Source organism: Nostoc sp. DSM 114160 (assembly GCF_053470305.1).
This window is the reverse complement of record NZ_JBPFGO010000001.1, coordinates 2,345,376-2,363,214: the sequence shown is the minus strand read 5'-3', so window position 1 is coordinate 2,363,214 and position 17,839 is coordinate 2,345,376. Positions and strand designations below refer to the sequence as shown.

At 42.4% G+C, this 17,839-nt stretch carries 11 protein-coding genes; 1 reads left to right on the top strand and 10 read right to left on the bottom strand.

Annotated features, from left to right (window positions below; genetic code table 11):
- Positions 1 to 435: 435 nt before the first annotated feature.
- Entirely contained in the window at positions 436 to 1,794 is a 1,359-nt protein-coding gene (locus NSTCB13_RS10705; protein WP_448272318.1) for a glycosyltransferase family A protein, read from the top strand.
- Between the two features lie 187 nt (positions 1,795 to 1,981).
- Here NSTCB13_RS10705 and NSTCB13_RS10700 read toward each other — a convergent pair whose 3' ends face one another.
- The 10 genes from NSTCB13_RS10700 to NSTCB13_RS10655 form a co-directional block, all read right to left on the bottom strand.
- The gene (locus tag NSTCB13_RS10700; RefSeq protein WP_448272316.1) at positions 1,982 to 2,572 is read right to left on the bottom strand and encodes an SAM-dependent methyltransferase; all 591 of its coding nucleotides are present in this window, start codon (positions 2,570 to 2,572) and stop codon (positions 1,982 to 1,984) included.
- Positions 2,569 to 3,318, bottom strand: coding sequence for a PIG-L deacetylase family protein (locus NSTCB13_RS10695; RefSeq protein WP_448269734.1), 750 nt, complete (start codon positions 3,316 to 3,318; stop codon positions 2,569 to 2,571). The genes NSTCB13_RS10700 and NSTCB13_RS10695 overlap by 4 nt, the downstream gene beginning before the upstream one ends.
- Entirely contained in the window at positions 3,308 to 4,432 is a 1,125-nt protein-coding gene (locus NSTCB13_RS10690; RefSeq protein WP_448273175.1) for an acyl-CoA dehydrogenase family protein, read from the bottom strand. Before NSTCB13_RS10690 ends, NSTCB13_RS10695 begins: the two co-directional genes overlap by 11 nt.
- Positions 4,433 to 5,029: 597 nt before the next feature.
- The gene (locus NSTCB13_RS10685) at positions 5,030 to 7,258 is read right to left on the bottom strand and encodes a CHASE2 domain-containing protein (RefSeq protein ID WP_448272315.1); all 2,229 of its coding nucleotides are present in this window, start codon (positions 7,256 to 7,258) and stop codon (positions 5,030 to 5,032) included.
- A 74-nt stretch (positions 7,259 to 7,332) separates the two neighbouring features.
- On the bottom strand, positions 7,333 to 8,070 hold the full coding sequence (locus NSTCB13_RS10680; RefSeq protein WP_448272314.1) for a DUF928 domain-containing protein: 738 nt from the start codon (positions 8,068 to 8,070) through the stop codon (positions 7,333 to 7,335).
- Positions 8,071 to 8,522: 452 nt separating this feature from the next.
- Positions 8,523 to 8,660 carry a hypothetical protein gene (locus NSTCB13_RS10675; RefSeq protein WP_448272313.1) on the bottom strand — a complete coding sequence of 46 codons (138 nt, stop codon included), beginning with the start codon at positions 8,658 to 8,660 and terminating at the stop codon, positions 8,523 to 8,525.
- Positions 8,651 to 12,547, bottom strand: a complete 3,897-nt coding sequence (locus NSTCB13_RS10670) for a CHAT domain-containing protein (protein WP_448272311.1) — start codon at positions 12,545 to 12,547, stop codon at positions 8,651 to 8,653. The genes NSTCB13_RS10675 and NSTCB13_RS10670 overlap by 10 nt, the downstream gene beginning before the upstream one ends.
- A gap of 10 nt (positions 12,548 to 12,557) precedes the next feature.
- A complete protein-coding gene (locus NSTCB13_RS10665) occupies positions 12,558 to 13,508 on the bottom strand; it encodes a filamentous hemagglutinin N-terminal domain-containing protein (RefSeq protein WP_448272310.1) in 951 nt (316 codons plus the stop codon).
- Between the two features lie 1,034 nt (positions 13,509 to 14,542).
- Positions 14,543 to 14,884 carry an STAS domain-containing protein gene (locus NSTCB13_RS10660; protein WP_448269727.1) on the bottom strand — a complete coding sequence of 114 codons (342 nt, stop codon included), beginning with the start codon at positions 14,882 to 14,884 and terminating at the stop codon, positions 14,543 to 14,545.
- A 228-nt stretch (positions 14,885 to 15,112) separates the two neighbouring features.
- On the bottom strand, positions 15,113 to 17,335 hold the full coding sequence (locus tag NSTCB13_RS10655; RefSeq protein ID WP_448272308.1) for a sensor histidine kinase: 2,223 nt from the start codon (positions 17,333 to 17,335) through the stop codon (positions 15,113 to 15,115).
- Positions 17,336 to 17,839 lie beyond the last annotated feature (504 nt).

Below are 17,839 nucleotides of genomic sequence, written 5' to 3'. Positions count from 1 at the left end.
GATCCAAATTAAGAACAGATGTGCTTTTAGAATTACCCAAAGAATGTTTATAACGACCAAAAAGCAGGTTATTAATCATGCGTTTAAGTTTTTGCAAAAATCTGCTTCGGTTTGATTTAGTTTATATTAAAATATAAATCGTAATAATATGTTATATTAGTCATCTCATTCTTAAGATTGATTATTAGTAAAACAATTAACTAAAATAGATAGATTATTTAAGTATGATTTGCTAGTCTGAAATTTGACGTTAGCAAAAAGTATAAAAAATATGCCTTGATTAGCAAAGCTTTTAGTGAGAGCAGACAGACTTTAGTTTTTGATAGCTGATGTTTAGAGAGTTTTAATCAACACTAATCATACTGTAGGTAGAGCCAAAACAAATGAGAGAATATCCAAAATAGAGTTACAAATCTTAATAATTTCCGATCGTGGATGAAATTTTGTGTAGCTGCTCCTGGAGATGGAAAAATGGTTTTTATGGAAAGTAAACGCTTGCTCTTCGTTGCTGACTTTCCATCTGTACAGCAGGGTAAAGACTTTTCTCAAGCTTTAGTCCAAATACCACCGTCACCGCATTGCGAAGTTTGTGTAATTGTTCCAGTTCGCAATGAAGCTCAGATGTTGGCAGCAACCCTTACTGCCCTGATACATCAAGTTGATCTACAAGGACAGCTTTTAGATCCCAGACGCTACGAGATAATTTTGTTGGCAAATAATTGTAGCGATGAGTCAGCAGCTATAGCCCGGAGTTTCGCCCAAGAACATCCAGATATAGCACTGCATGTAGTGGAAAAAACTCTGCCTCCGGCACAAGCCTATATTGGTCGAGTGCGTCAGATTTTAATGGATGAAGCATACCGCCGTTTGTGTAGCTTAGGACGCACAAGGGGGGTAATTGCTTCAACTGATGGAGACTCGCAGGTAAGCCCAACTTGGATTGCTGCCAATCTGTATGAAATTAACTGTGGTGCTGATGCTGTAGGTGGGCGAATTCTTGTTGAACGCACTGGTCGTGCGGATCTACACCCTTACGCCAGAGCTTGCTATCTGCGTGAAGTGGGCTACCGCTATTTAATTACTGAATTAGAAACTTATCTCGATCCCGACCCTGATGATAGATTTCCTAGACATTATCAACACTATGGAGCAAGTTTGGCAGTAACAGCAGAAATGTATGCACTGGCGGGAGGCTTACCACCAGTGCGGACTCCTGAAGATGTAGCTTTTTACCGTGCTTTGGTACGGGTAAATGCCCGTTTTCGCCATAGTTCTTTAGTGCGAGTAGTAACTTCGGCCAGACAAATTGGACGTACCAATGTTGGTTTAGCAAATCAGCTGAATGAATGGATAGAAATGGGACGGCAACAACAACCATTTCTAGTCGAGTCAGCAGGGGCTATCGAAACTCGTTTTGTTGCCCGCCGCCAATTACGAGTGATGTGGTGGTGCGTTCTTAATGGCTATCAGCCAGATCGTAAGAGCGTCGTATGCTTGGCAGAGATGCTGGGAGTTTCAGCCCAATGGCTTTTAGAAAAATTGACCCAACCTTATACCTTTGGTCAGTTGTTTGAACAAGTCGAAGAACGCCAGCAGTCAGAACAAATTTGGGCTTCGCGTTGGAAATTTGTGGAAATTGAACAAGCAATTGGAGACTTGCGCTTGCGTCTTGAGAGTTTACGGCTCAGTCGGAGCAAACTCCACGGAAATTCGCCCCAGGATGATTTGGAACTAACTAAAGAGCTTTACCCTACGAAAAGCCCAGAAAATGGGGGTCTTAAACCCTCGATCTAAGCGCGTCACAGAACATCCCATCCCACCGATCGTTTTACCTCAGCAGAGGGCAGTTTTCCGTAAGCTCAAACTACTCTCCGCAATAACTGCCTTTTTTGGTAAAACTAAATCTCAAAAAATAAGGCTCATTTTATAGAAAAGAACAAGAAGATTGGGGGATAATTCCCCTTGTCTGTTTCTTCAATTCTCAGACTCGCTCGAATAAATCAAGTCGATATTCTTCATCCCGTTGACCTTTTAAATGCCGCAGTTTATTTGGGGTCAACTCAAAAAACGAGTCATGAACTTCATCCCCACTCAATGGATAATCACGGGCATAAAGTATCCAATGAACTAAAAGTAGATGTCCTCCAGGTTCCAGGTGTTCCAGAATGTACTGTTGGGATTTTTTCAGGTCTTCCCAGCACCAGTAATAGCCGACTTCTGAGACTAGGGTCAAATCAAACATTTCATTAGGATATTGCTCTGGGACACGCATAATCTGGAACTTGACATTGGAGAGATGCTGACAGCGCTCTTTTGCTCTATCCTGCGCCAATTTTGATACATCAACTGAGAGCAGTGATTCACAACGTTCTTGCAGTTTTTCAGTTAAAACGCCAATGGAACCACCGATTTCAAAGGCAGACCGATAGCGGTCTTTGGGTAAAGCTGCAATTGTGGCAGCATATTTGTTAGCTTCGTAAACACTTGTCTCAAACTTCCACGGGTCAGGATCTTCGCTGTAGAGTTTATCAAAGTAGCTAGGTGGTAGGGAATTAGATTGTAACGGGTTCATCGGTTTTCCTCTATATAAACTTCCCAAGGATGACTGAAGTTTGCTAACATTTCGGGAGTTAGGCGAAAGCCTTCTGGATCATCATCAATTAAGTCTGTAGTTTGGGAACGATAAGCAGCGATCGCTTGCTGTTTCAACTCCACCACTGCGCTAATATTCAATCGCCAAGTTGTCACCTCAAGAGATCCTGGCAGACTCTCTCGTTGGTCAAAGTCCCAATCCCAAATCGGATACTCAATCAATCGGGGGGATAAGGGCAAGTCATTCAGCACTGTGTGAATTAACTTCCACGTCGCTCGGTGGTCTGCATGAGGGTCATATCGCCAGGGTAAAAAGATAATTTGTGGGGCGATTTCTGTAATGTAAGCACGACAACTAGCTACTGCACTTTGATACTGTGTTGAAATTGACCCATCCTGTATTCTCCAGAAGGTGACATCATTAACCTCTACACCTAGTAATTTTAATGCTAATAGCGTTTCCGCTTCCCGCAGATTTCGCAGTTTATCTGCGGGATATTTCTGAGAATTAGGGTGTGAAAGAGTACCATCACTGATGACTAAAACTTGCACATGACAATTTAAAGACCGTAACAGAGCGATCGCACCTCCACAACCTAATGTCTCATCATCAGGATGGGGTGCAACAATCAGTACCGGGCTACAAGCGATCTCGTTAACTGAACGCCAGGGCAAAACATTAGGATTGTCTAGTGGTAATGCAATCAAGCCGAATTCATTCATCATTCCAAAGTATTGAAGCCGGATTACTTTCATGCAAGACATATTGCCCAACATTTGCCAAGGCTGCATCAAAAGCAGGTTGACGCAGATATAGAGTCAAATCTCGGATAATTCGTTCCATCGGATTTGGTGGTAGTAAGCCGCGAGTTCCCACAGAACGTTGACACAAATGCATCACATCAATACAAATTTGTTCAATTGCTGTCCTGACCATGTTGGCATAGGCGACGAGTTGGTTTGCTTGCGGGTGAACAACAGTGGGATCGCCACCAAACACTGGTGCATAGGCTGCTACTCGATCCGCAGCCCCCCGCAGCCAGAGATTACCACTTTCAATGGCGATCGCCATTCTGCCAAGCCGTTCCTGTTGATATGGATCGTTTGTATATTCCAACTTTTGTAGATACTGACGAGTTAGGTTAAACAGTGCTTCTGCCCCACCTAGTTGCACAGCAGCAAACCGAATTACCCCAACAGATAACCAAGGCTGTCGATAGTAATCTCCTGGCTGGCCGATTAAATAGCTTCGATCCAACTCGACATCGCTAAAATCCACTTTGTAACTAGCAGTAGCTCGCATCCCAGAAGGTTGCCACCAGGCGGGATCGCTAACTGTTGTCACTTCGTCCATTGGCACAATGCACATTTGCCAACCGCCTTCTGGCAATACTCCATTCACGAAAGGACGTTCAACATAGCCAGTACCAGTACAAAACGTTTTAGAACCTTCCAGCCGATAACGCCCATTCTCACAAGGAATTATCTTCACACCATCAGAGGCTTCAGCATTCCAAACGCCAAATATTTTCTGGCGATCGCGGGCATCATGAGCGCAGCTTGCGATCTGTTCTATGGAACCAAAGGTCTGAATCAGTTGTAGGGCGTTGATATGTCCTTCATAAATTCGCCCAACTGCCAGATTGCCATGCCCTATCTGCTTTAATAGCATTAAAAGCTCGTAGGTAACATTCGCATCAATTCCTGCACCCCATCCGCCTAATTCTTTCGCTAATGGTGCAGCCAATAACCCAGCCTTAGCAATTAGCTCAAACTCTTGCTTGGGAAAAGCAGTATTGCAATCGATTGCAGTGGCATTGTTTAAACAATAATCCGCAATTTCTGCGGCACGTTTCAGATCCAGAGCAATGTTGGAACTATGCCATTTTGGGATGATGACATTCTTTAATAATTGGATGCTAATAGCCGACTCCTTTCTGTAATATTTCTTTATATCTTGTTAAGAATAATTCAATTAAATCAGTTAGCATCTCTATCTTTTGTATGATTATATACCTAACAAAAGAGAGATTATTGTATGCATAAATTATTTTTTACGTAGGACAATGGAGTATACTTTAATTTTAGCAGAATCACCAGAGTTTAACCATCAATTCTCATCTGCCAATATGAAACGTGCCAAATTAGAAGAATTTCGTTAAGCAGCGTATAACTATTTAGGTAGAGCGTATGATGCAACTTTTGAACTGATGGATGCGATATTGCTGACGCGAAACGCTTACAGTTTGGTAGATTTATTGCTATCACTGAATGTCTGCTCCATTAGAGTAGTGTTAAGTAGGGCGGCAGACAATACTTGTCGGGTTTTGGGGGAAGGAGAAAAGGTAAAAAACCCTTAACCATCCTTTAGCCCTTTCCCAACAATGAACAAGGCTAAAATCCTCTTCCTTCCTGCCTCCTGCCCGATCCCAACTACTTAAATCTTACTAAGAATTACTTTTATCTCAGAACTGTTAGTAGTAAAGCAGATATAAAATAGCCCATCTTCTATTGGTTTTTCTAAAACTTTAGCATAAATATCAACACTTAATTCTTTGGGAGAAGTTGGTGATAAAACTAATTTAATATTACTGAATAAAGAAGGGATGACATCTTTTTCTATATCCTTGGGACGTACCTCGGCTCCTTTAGTAGAAAGTTTAACTAAATTGCCTTGAAAAAAGTTTTTTTCAATGTGCTTTTCATCTAAAATTGTATATTTTATTGGTATTGCTTCAGCTAAAGGTAGTAATTTTTCTTCTTCTTGAGTTAAAAAGAGATTGTATTTTCCAATAATTCCCCTAACTTCGTAAATATTTATCGGTAGTTTAATTCCTTTTACTTGTACTTGCTTTTGCCCAGAGATTTTAACAATTGACTCTACTTCTCTAAATGTCGATTCTGAAATAACAATCTGTCCTCCAATTGTATAGGATTCAATACGATAGGTGAGATTCACCTGGCTACCAACTACACCATATTTGGTTCGGATATAAGAACCAATATTTCCAACAACAACTTCGCCGGTGTTGACAGCTATTCCCATTTCTAATGATGGCAGATTCCACTGCTGCATCTTTTCATTTATACTCATCATTGCTAACTGCATAGCGATCGCACAAGCAATAGCCCTTGTAGTATCGTCTTCTTTGGCAGTAGGCGCACCAAACAACACTAAAATACCATCACCTGTAAACTCATCAATGGTTCCTTGATACTGGGTAATGATATCTGCCATTGATGCTAAATAAAAATTGAGAATTTGAACAACCTTTTCCGGGGGTAATTGTTCTGAAATACTGGTAAATCCTCTTAAATCGGAGACGAGTATGGTGATTTTGCGCCGTTCGCCCCCAAGCTGTAAACCTTTTGGGCTTTCTAATAAGGTAGTGACTACTTCTTTGCTTAAGTAACGCCCAAATGTATAACGAATTTCTCCAGCAGTACGGGCGATATAGACTGTAATAGCGATCGCAGATCCCAACAAAGCTAATAATGGTGGTACTACAGGTATCCACCAACTGGCGATAAAGGCTGTATATGTACTAACCAATAGCACACCTGCTGCCAAAATTGGGCTAGTTATTTTCTGGAGGGATAAAAATTTTATCCCGCCTGCATATCGCCATTGCCAAGTTAGACTTGCACCCACAAAAGACCAGAGAAAAATCCATCCTATTTCTATTGGTTGCGACCAACTCTTAATTAGTGGACGACCTACTGTAGCTGCACTGATAATTTGGCTAGCCATATTCGCATGAATTTCTACCCCAGGCATAGGTTCTGGAGAAGTCAACAAACCACTACTATAGGGAGTGAAGAATAAATCCTCAAAACTTTCGCTGACGTTACCAATTAAGATAATGCGATCGCGTCCCCATTCTGGTGGTACCTTGTCTTCTAAAATATCTGTCATCGTGACTGTAGAAAAGCGTCTGGCTGGCCCCCTGTAATTAATTAAAATTTGGTAGCCACGGTCATCAGCTCGCACATAGCCACCATCATTAGCGGCAAAAGGAATAAATCTTGTCTTTCCTAACTGCCAATTTTTTGCCTGTCCAGAAGTTTGGGGTGCAATACCTTCGGCATCAAGATAAAGTAAAGCTAAATATAATGCAAAACTGTAAATAGTCTCTCCATTTTTATCTGTTAAGTAGAGCAAACTGCGTCTTACCTTTTTATCTGGATCTAAAACCAAATCATTTGCACCTACTTGCCCTTTATCTTTGAGTGCTGGTGGCGGGTCAATTGGTTCGCGTTGGTTATCTCCTACCACTCTTTGAATCCCGACTAAATTCGGGGTAGATGTAAATACTTTGGTTAATTCTTGATGTCCTGGTTCTACAGGTAAATCGCGGTAGATATCTAAACCAATAGCTCGTGGTTTCCTGGCTTTTAATTTTTGCAACAATTGAGCATACAGACCATCTGGAACGATTGGCTGACGAATTTTTTTCATGTCTGCAAGATTTACTCCCACAATCACAATCCGGTTATCGGGTGCTTCTTGGGGTCGCAAACGCATATATCCATCGAAAGCCTCTAACTCCCAAGGCTGCATTAAACCAGCAAAGCGTAATAAGATGACTACACCAGCCACACTAGGAGTAGTAATCAAAACACCGCGCCATTGCCACAGTAGCTTTTTCCACTTTCTCCAGATCATCTTTTTTGTACCAAAATTAATTTTTCCGGGTAGCAAAGTAGCCGTTTTCACTTTGCCATATAGTTGTACTGAGGTTAGCGATCGCTCGTGCAGCAGTCAAGGAAAGGTTCTTTGGCGATCGCCCCTAGACCGACTGATTGTAAAAGTTCTTCCCATTCAGTTGGCTTCTCGCGGCGCAATTGAGCAACGGTATTCAGTGCTTCCTGCCAAATTTGAGACTCTGCATAAATTTTTGCCTGTTCTAGAAGTCCTGCCCCAGCTAGCTGACTTTTCAGGGATGAACTTACTTCGGTACGCTGGAGTAATCCCTTGACAGATTCATCCTGAGCGCGGTCTTGAAAATCGCAAATCATCGTGAAGTACCATCGATAATACTTGCCAATTTGGAGAGAAACATTTGCTGGTAATTCCAGTTTAATAATGCCAGGAGTACTAGGTAGTTTAAAAGTTGTCAGATAAACCTGATTTCCGGCTTCATCTGTCAAAGCCAATTCTCCAGATTGGGCAGTATTTTGAGGAATGTACCAATATAGTGTTGGATTGGCTGCAACCGTTTTCCCAAAATTCTTTTTTGACGGCATCAAAGGCGTTATCGGTATTCCTCTCCCATCGATACAAGAAGAGCCACGCGTTCCTCCACCCAATGTTTGAGAGGGCGCTCCTCTGTCATCTACAGGTGGGAATTTGAGACTAACTTTCCACTCCAAGTTGGATGCCGATCGCCGTAATGGCAAGCTAGCAAAAGTGGCAATGGTGGGAGAAAGTGCGCTAACAAGGATCGCTAAAAACAGAAAAAATTTTGGTAAATTCATGATCCGCGTAAGGACTTCTATTGAACGTAAATCTTTGAAACAGTAAATCAGTCTTTTCAGAAGTATAGTTGAGTGCTGTTAGCGGATAGCTAAGGTTGAGCCAGTGCTGAGTCAAAACCCAGTTGTTTCAAAACTTTGAGCAATCAATACTGTCCTAATCTGTGTGACTGCGGCTATATCTGAAAAATGCACTCTCTGAGGGACTTCCAATTAAAAAATATTTCGTCGCTGTATAGGCACAATGACAGGGGGGAGACAGAAAAATAGGATTTCAGTTTAATGGCACGCTTGTTAAGATACAGCCCTTTGCCTCCATAGCTTGACAAGAGGCAGAGCCTCTTGGAACTCGTTCCCAGCTTGGAGGCTGGGAACGAGGATACAATAAGTCTTTGGGCTTTTCTTAGTGCCATTCCGATCCCAGTTAATTGGATAATTTATTTTCTGGAAGTCCCTTACCAAGGATTGCCGACGAGCGTGAAACCGCTCCAATAATAAGGATGAGCAAATTCTTTGTCTCCTATCTGTCTTAACTCCGGCGGTAAAGGAAAACTTTTACTCGGTGTTACCAACTGACCCTTCTCTAGTCGCACCTGACCCCCTTGAGCATCGCTACCTGTGCTTGCCGCAGAGCCTCGGCTTTGATGGGAGTTTCTTTCAATTTCTCGTAGAAACTTGTCATTAGTCCCATTGTGCTTTCATCGTTGACAGACCATAGACTGCCCATCGCTGATTTCACTCCTGCTAACACCGCCAAGCCTGCAAATCCCAACTCCGCTTCTGGGTTCCCTAATGCTGTACGACAGGCACTCAAAACCAATAGTTCCACTGGCGGCTGACTTAATTTCAATTGCTGCAATTGGCTAATTAGTAATTTGCTATACCAAAACTCAATATAGGATTTATTGATATTACCAGGCTGAAAGTTAGCATGGGTAGAGAAATGGACAATACCAAAAGTTTGTAAAGCGCGGGCTTGTTTGAGCTTTTCCACGGTGAAGTTTTCGTTAAGGAAAGACTTGCCAGGCCACAATTGACTGACGATTAAAGACAACTCTAATGAAGCTGCTGGTAAGGGCTTTTGATCGGGGAAGCGATTGGCTCCCATCGCTAAGACTTGCTGATTTCTCACATTTGCATAGCGAGTATCAGTAAGTGATAAGCTGGGCATCAGACCAACGCTGTATCTTTCTACAATAAACCCTTGTCCGTCATGCAGAGCGGCGATGGGCAGGGAGCGTAAACCCGTGTCCATCAAAAAGCTAAGATTCGTGATTTTTTGAGCTTGTAAATCCTTTTCCAAAGGCTCAAGCAGCCACTTATAAAGCTTTTGAGCCAAAGCTAAATATGGGGGAGAGCGTTGAATGTTAGTGATAGCTGCTTGGAATTCTTGAGCGTTTTTGAGGACTTGCTCTCGCGTCGCTCCCTTTATCTCTCGTCTGATTGGTGTTCCAGAGGAAGTGACCATCACTAGTTCGAGCTGGTAGTTATCTAGAGCTTGTGTAGTGGGTTGTACTGGCTGTCGGCGCTGCTCTAAACTTTGAGAATTGAACTCCCAGATAGGTTGCGGTTGCTTGGCTGTCTCCTCTGGTTGAGATTTGGAGTCTTCCTCGGTTTTGGGTTGAAATAAGACATAAATCAGGGCAGATTTAATGCCAGTGGCTTGTTCAATTCGGCGCAATATAGCTTGGGCTTCTTTTAAGGTTTTGATGCGGACATTGCTGATGCCCAAATGGTTCTCAAAGGTCTTGGTGAAGGCTTCCTCCAGTTCTGGTAGGTTAATGTCAGTTGCTGGTGTGGAGGCGGCAAAGGTTACTTGTAGTGGCTGGGTAACAGGGAAGGGATTGCTGAGATCGACGGGATTAAAATTAACAAGTGGAGTCTCTGTTGCAGGTGGAGGGGGGATAATAGCAATTTTCCCGCCAACGATCGCACCAGCTGTACCATTTACCGAGGCATTGCCAATCTGAAACGGATTTAAGCTGCCTCCCCCATGCCGGATCGTGATGTCTCCCCCACTGTTACCGCCAAGGCTGGAAATGCTAGCCAGACCGTTGTTGCTGTCGGTGAAGGTGTCTGTGACGCGGAAAAATTGTCTAGCGGTGATATCTATGTCACCACCTCTACCGGTTTTCCCACCTTGGGCGTTAATCTGGGTAGCTTGAATGTCGCGGCTGGAGTCAAGGGTGACATTGCCACCGTTGCCGAAACTACTGCTGGAATCAATCGCGCCAGTGGTAATATTGGTGGCAGCTTTGGCGACGATCGCACCACCGTTAACTCCTGAACTGTTCAGATTGCCCGTGGAAATGTCACCGCCGCCTTCTAGAGCGATCGCTCCCCCATTTCCAGTTGTAGAACTAGTATTGAGAGTTCCGGTATTGATATTGCCACTGGTACTGGTTATTTTAATATCTCGACCTTGATTTACCACATCGCCAGTGGTAATGTTTTGGTTGGCTTGCAGGTTAAGGGTGGCATTGTCGGCTCCTGTGAGTTGAAATCCACTAGTGTTAATGGAACCTGAGCCAAAGGGCGATCGCAAAGTAACCGGGTCATTAAAAGTCACATCACCTGCCAAGGTAATAGTACCGCTACTGTTATCTCGCCCGATCGATATTTGAGAAAAGCCATTTTGCCAGGTGTTTAATTTACTGGCATTTAGATTTAAACGGGCATCGTTAATGTTGCCACCCAAGGTAATGCCTAAGCTAGGAGTCCGAGGCTGCAACTGAAGGATACCAGTACCTTTGATTTGGGTGGAGCCAAGGAAGTTCATTTCATCAGCAGTGAGGGCGATCGTACCACTGCCTGTTCCAGTGGGGTTAATGGAACTGTTTTTAATGCTAATTCCTTCTGTAGTGTTACCACTACTAGCGCCTTCTAAGCTGATATTTCCTGTTGCCGTCGATTCCACTTCTGCGCCGTCTTCCAGTGAAATGCCGAAGTTCCGATTTCCCTCTCCATTCCCGCCAGTACCCACGAGGTTGATATTTCCATTGGCTGAACTGACTTTGGAATTGCGACCGATATATATCCCCTCACTAATATCAGTGCCGACTCCGGCAATCCCTTCTAGATTAATTGTCCCCGTTTTAGTCGCGCTGATGATGCTACTGTTTACTTCAATGCCGTCGTTGTCCCTACCTCCTCTGGCGTTACTAGTACCTTGGAGTGTAATCTTCCCAGTACCAGTGGAACTCACCAGGCTATTGTTAAGCTGAATCCCGTTGTTGTTGTTTCCATTTCCGTAGCCTATGCCAGTTAAGCTGATATCTCCATTTTCAGCTATGATGCTGCTATTATTCAGCCAAACGCCTTTCTGCTCGCTCGCATCAGCGTTGTTTCCCTGACCTTTAATCGAAATATTGCCACTTCCAGAGTTGAGAGTAGCTCTATCAAGGCTGACTCCAATGGGATTTGCTGCTGTTCCTTGTGCCGGTTCGTTTAAGGGGTTACTACTACCGCCCAGAATTATATTACCTCCATTAGAATCGATCGCAGCACCGCTTTTGAGGGCGATCGCTCCTGCTTCGATCCCGTCTCGATTTGCATTGAGGGTGACATCCAACTTCCCCACACCACTGGCTGTTAGCTTGGCATTTGAGTTGAGAAAAATACTGTTATTAGCTTCTAGCGTTAGATTTGCATTGTTAGTACCCGTTGTACCGATGTTGGCATTGATGTTGATATTGCGATCGGCAGCTAATTTCAAGTCAGAACCGCTACTCCATGAGATCGGATTGCTGACTGTAATATCTCCTTTACCAGCCAAACCCGATGTTGTCGAAACGTTAACATTACTCAAAGCTAGTTGATTTTGTAGCGTAGTCGAGTTGAGATTAGAAGAGGTTGTAGTGGTGTCAGCAAATATACCTTTACCGAAGGTCATACTGTTGGTATCCATCGCGCTGCTGATAGTGATATCAGTCGGATCTAGCAGGAGCGTGCCGACTTCCCCCGCAGGCGAACGTAAATCAACTAAGCCTTGAAATAAAAGCAATCCTTTGCTAGATACTTCGACTAATCCGCCATTGCCAGTATTAAGCCCCCCGATGGCGTCGATCTTACCAAAGAACTGAGTGTTATTATCTGACCAAACGATCGCCCGACCGCCATCACCGTTTCGCAGTGCGTTAGCATTAATTACCGAATCACTGCTAACAAACGTCTGTAAGGCATTGGGTAAGATACCTTGACCTTTGTAGTCTCCGCCAATCCGAACGATGCCGCCACCAGCTGTGCCAGAGGCATTAATGTTAGCACCAATCAATCCGACGCGATCGCCCAAGACGTTTACTGTACCACCTGTCTGCATAACTTTTGTATTGGAAACATCTAGGGTTCCAGAAGCGATCGTAGTTCCTGCGGCAGTTGGGATAGTTGTACCAGCTCGTGTTAACTGTACTTTGCCAGCATCTAAAGAAGCGATCGCACCAAGATTTAGTCCCTTAGCTCCTTGGGTTAACAGCGTTGGCAAATCCAGAGGGTTAATTGCTAGGTGTTGGGTCTGTTGTATTTCTTGGCAGTTCTAGCTCTAAACTCAGCAGGTTTCCTGCTTGAGAGATCCGAATCAGGTTTGTCCCCGGCACTGCTGCAAGAGTGATATTGCCGCCGGGTGCGCTCAATGTCGCGGTATTGATAATATTCCCACCGATTAAAGCCAGATTGTGTTTTTCTAAAACTGACAAACTACCAGCATTGATAATAGTCCCAGGATTGGCGAAATCAAAGGCAAACCCAGAGGGATTGCCATTTAAATTTGAGTAATCATTTTTACCGACTGCATTAAACCAAAAGCGATTGTCAAAACCAATTGCTGTAGCAGTCGTTACGGTAAAATCAGCCGGAAGGTTAATTTGGGCATTCGGCCCAAAGATGACTCCTGCTGGATTCATGATGAATAAGTTGGAATTTCCTCCAGTTACCTGAATCAATCCGTTGATCGTTGAAGGATCTCCACCGACAACTCGTGTGAGAATATTGTGAATATCGGGATTCGAGAGAAAATTGGCAATCTGCTGTTGATTGAGTCCAAATTTCTCCAAGCTGTGAAATAGATTCGCTCGATCGCCAGAAAGCTTACCTCCTTGGATATCGATGCGATTACCCTCTTGAGTTACAACTGTCCCTGTCCCATCATTAGCTGGAACAATGGATTGTCCAAATACGGGTTTAGCAGCAATGCTCCCTAACCAGAAGCATAGGGTAAGCACGATCGGCAATGCAGCATTCTGACTTCTAAATACCAGTTGCTTTTGCTGACAAAGACGCTGTAAGTAGCTTGCTTCCCCAAAGGGGTACAAATGCGCAATTACCGACGCTCGATGACTCGCTACCGCTGACGCTCGATGACTCGCTAACGCTGCGCTAACGCTAACGCCAACGTACTGCCTTACCAACGGACTATTTCCTTTTGACTTTTGATTTTTTCTGTTCACTGCCAATTCCCCAAGCTTAAAGTTGATAATTCACTTGGAATAAAAGCCATCATCTATGAGCATTATTGCTATGTGCGATCGCCATAATTCTAGTGGTGGGCTACACAAACTTTTCCTCGTAGCCAGCAGAGGGGAAAGAACACTTGCGAACTATCTTCTTTTTGTCCAAAGTCCAAACAGTAGATATCTTTAAAATAGTATCATTCTAATATATAAGAACATTAGAAAATATTTTTACACAAACCTATGAGCGACATACTGAATTGAAGACAATCCTAAGAAACAAAGTTTTTGATTAGTTTCGAGTATGAACAATTACAACAATTAATTTTAAATACCCAATGATTGTATCATGAAAAACAAGCTTTATTAGACTTTAAAAAAGTGAAACTTATTGTTATACGAGGAGGTCGTAAACCAAAACTATCTATTAAAGAACAAATTATTTTCAAAGGCTCGACCTTAACTTCTCACGAATACATACTGCGTTGTCTTGTAGTCTAAAAATTTACTTTATAAATTGTCTCTTAATTAACGTAACCAATAATTAGCGATCGGCAGATGGTGTCATTAGCTTCATCTACTGTTACATTTCATACCTTAAAACCAAGTATGTCTTTTGGGAATTTAGCACGCGATGTGAAACAACAAATCACTACAAATATCTATCCAACGCAACGATCTATTTAGTATGATGCTAGCGTCTGGACTGGCAGTGGCAACAAAGGGAATGCTCTGAAATCAAGTACTAGCAAGTGTTGGAGTCACTAAGCTTGGTTTAGTTAACATTTTCCAGCGCTACGGGGTATTTCAACTCGAAGAAATTAATGCTGTAGCTTCAGCATCGGTGTTTCCAGGTGTTTTTGTGGTTGAGGCATTAAGGTTTCAGAAAAATATGTTTTTGAATTTTATATTTTCTGAGCCTTCACTCAGTCAGGAAACGATCGCGGCACTTGCAGACGATGCTATTGTCTACCTAGTTGATGCTTGTGCAGATTAGAGTTTCTGGCAGCGTAAATTTTTTTTGGTAGTAACTAGTTGAGTTTCTGTAAGGATTCAATATCATATTCATCAACTACAAGCAAGCTTTGGTCAAGTCCAGTTTTTTTGAGTGTTTCCAAGACCATTTCTTGCGGAGCAACTATGTAAATATTTGCATTAGCATCTATTGTTTGTTTAGCAAAAATGAGTACTCGTAGACCCGCACTGGCCATATATTCTAAGTCTTGCATCAACAACACGAGGTGTTTTGGATGCTCAACTGCTGCTTTCTCTACCTCTGTCTTGAAAATCGGTGCAGTCATTGCATCTAATTCTCCAGACAAAGTGATTTTAGCAACATCATTGCCGATTTCTAGTGTGACGCTCAAAGCCATAACTTTTTCCTCTATGCTTATTTATTTGAACCTATTCGTAAGATTTTAAGGTCAAAGACAATTTATCAACAAGCAATTAAATTTAAAATATTGCTGAAAATTGGCGTTGGAAACATAATTTTTGAGCAGGTGATGCCTACTTTGGGCTATACCTACGCGTCAGGGACTTCCAACTCAAAAAAGATCCCATCGCTGTGTAGGCAGAGGGGCAGGGAGATATATAACAGTCTATACTTTGACGACGCTTTCAGGAGCTTGTTGCCGGATAGGCACTTGAATTATGAAATTAGTGCCTTGCCCAAGGCTAGAAAAACATAGCAATTTCCCACCATGCTTTTTCGTAATGATTTGGTAGCTGATTGCCATACCCATACCTGTTCCTTTGCCTACAGGTTTGGTAGTAAAAAATGGATCGAAGATCCGGTTTTGAACCGATTCTGGCATTCCTTGTGCATTATCAGCGATCGCAATTTCTATTGATTGTGAATCAACTACTGAAGTGCGGATAGTAATTTGACTAGGATTTTCCTCTATCTGTTGAGAGGTGCGCTTGATGTCTGCTTCATCTAGGGCATCAATTGCATTTACCAAAATATTCATCAATACTTGGTTGAGTTGACCAGGATAGCATTCCACTTGCGGCAAGTTGCCATAATCTTTAATAACTTCAATTGCTGGATGGTCTGGTTTATCTTTAAGGCGGTGTTGCAGAATCAAGAGCGTACTTTCGATGCCTTCATGAATATCAACTGTCTTAAATTCCGCTTCATCCATACGCGAAAAATTCCGCAGCGATAGCACAATGTTACGAATTCTTTCAGTCCCCATTTTCATTGAAGGCAGTATCTTTTGTAAATCTTCAATGAGAAATTCTAGATCTATTTTCTCTGCTAATGCTTGAATTTCTGGGTCATGACTAGAATGGCGTTCTTGGTAGAGATAAATCATCTGTAACAAGTTTTCAGTATATTCATCTAAGTAAGTAAGATTACCGTGAATAAAGTTGACTGGGTTATTGATTTCATGGGCAATACCTGCTACCAGTTGACCCAGACTAGACATTTTTTCACTTTGAACTACTTGTGCTTGGGTACGTTGCAATTCATTCAAGGCTGTTTTCAGTTCAACAGTCCGTTGTTCGACTCGCGCTTCTAGTTCTGCATTACTATTTTCTAAAGCCACAAAGGATTCGCGCAATTGTCCTGCCATGTGATTAAAAGAGTGAGCAAGAGTGTTGAGTTCATCGATATTCCCCTCTTCGAGTGTCTGTTGTAAATCACCAAATGCTATTGCCTGGGTAGTCTGATTCAAGCGCAAGATAGGATGGGCAATCCAGCGTGAGGTAAATACGCCAATCGTTGTTGCTACTATCAGCGCCCCAAAACACAGCAGGATACTAATTTGGGTGTTGGCATGGATTTGCGCCATGTAAGTTTTTTCCGGAATACCAACTACCACTAACCAGTCCAAACCATGTTGGTCTCGCCAAGGTACAATATGCACGTAGAAATTTTCTCCTTGAACATTAACTTTCAGTTTTTGGGTATTGGTAATCGACTGGAAATTTGGAATGCGCTGCTGAAGCTGCTTGGCAATGTTTTGTACCGCCGGATTGGGGCTGTCGATCGCTTTCAGGCGTTTAATTTCGTTATTGACTACAGTAAAAGGCTTTTCTTGAGCAGAATTGGCAACCAACATACCATCACGCTCCATAATAAAAACTTGTCCAAAGTGGCTGACATTTAATTTTTGTAAAAATTCACTGAGTTTCAACAGGTGAATTTCAGCCCCCACAACACCAATCAGTTTTTTGCTGGCATCATAAATCGGACGACCTGCGGATGCCACAATATAAGGGGGATAAGCAGGATCGTAATAAGTATAAATGCGAACCCAGATAGGTTTCCCGGCTTTCACAGGTTCAGTATAGGCAAGTTCATTGACGGTATCCCAAGTACTGGTCGTCATCACTTTGGTTGGGTTGCCATCATTATCTGTTAAGTAAGTTTTCGTATTTTTCGGCAGACTTGGAGTTTTGATTGCATTATCATCAATGGTCACCGTTTTGCCATCGTAACGACCGGCTCCAGTCCCTTCTCCAGTTGCTAGGTTTAAGCTGATAAAGGTTAAGTCATAGGCTTGCATTTCGTGCCAGAAATACTTGCCAACCTTGAGGCGATCGCGCACATTCAGCAATCCCATACTAATTGCATCCGCATTTAACTGGATAACTTTATGGGGAATCGACAGGTAAGCATCCAAATGTTGATTTACTTCACTACTGGTTCGCTCCATCAACTGATCCGCCAGATCGTTCACCGCTTTCTCGCCATTTTTAAACGACAAATACCCAACCAGTCCCACGATGGCAAAAACTTGCAATACGAAAGGAACGATCAGAACAAGGTGTAATGAAAATGCACGGACTTTGCTAGATGAATGTATCTTCATGAGTGGTAAATCTTGGTTCGCTCAGGTCTTGGCTTAACCTAGATTACCCATCACAAACTTCATACTATCAAATACCAGAAAAATCACTTAGTTGTATTTATACTTCTTTCAGCTAATTTGTGCTTCATCTTCCCGAAGTTTATCCTCAATCAACCTCGTTCCTTGCTTCTGCGAACAAGATAAATACCTGTGTGTGCCGCTATTTGGGATATTTAATGTGATTTACTAAGTATTAATATTTAGTGATTAAATTTACTTTTATAATGCCAATTGAAAAATGTTTCTTTGTTGAAACATTACTTTAATAATCTTAATGAAATATAAATATTTATAATGATTTAATATCTAAAGAAATAAAATTCAAGCTTCTTGGATTCCAAAAACCAAATTTGGCAATCAAGAATGCCAAAAACTTCATAAATTAACTGTTTGCAAGTTCAGGCCTGATATCGGTATTCAGCAATCTTTGGTAATCAACCAAGCTAACTGAGTATCAAATTTGCC

Coding starts and splice junctions, on each gene's coding strand:
- NSTCB13_RS10705 (WP_448272318.1), top strand. CDS start 436: ATGAAATTTTGTGTAGCTGCTCCTGGAGATGGAAAAATGGTTTTTATG.
- NSTCB13_RS10700 (WP_448272316.1), bottom strand. CDS start 2,572: ATGAACCCGTTACAATCTAATTCCCTACCACCTAGCTACTTTGATAAA.
- NSTCB13_RS10695 (WP_448269734.1), bottom strand. CDS start 3,318: ATGATGAATGAATTCGGCTTGATTGCATTACCACTAGACAATCCTAAT.
- NSTCB13_RS10685 (WP_448272315.1), bottom strand. CDS start 7,258: ATGATCTGGAGAAAGTGGAAAAAGCTACTGTGGCAATGGCGCGGTGTT.
- NSTCB13_RS10680 (WP_448272314.1), bottom strand. CDS start 8,070: ATGAATTTACCAAAATTTTTTCTGTTTTTAGCGATCCTTGTTAGCGCA.
- NSTCB13_RS10660 (WP_448269727.1), bottom strand. CDS start 14,884: ATGGCTTTGAGCGTCACACTAGAAATCGGCAATGATGTTGCTAAAATC.
- NSTCB13_RS10655 (WP_448272308.1), bottom strand. CDS start 17,335: ATGAAGATACATTCATCTAGCAAAGTCCGTGCATTTTCATTACACCTT.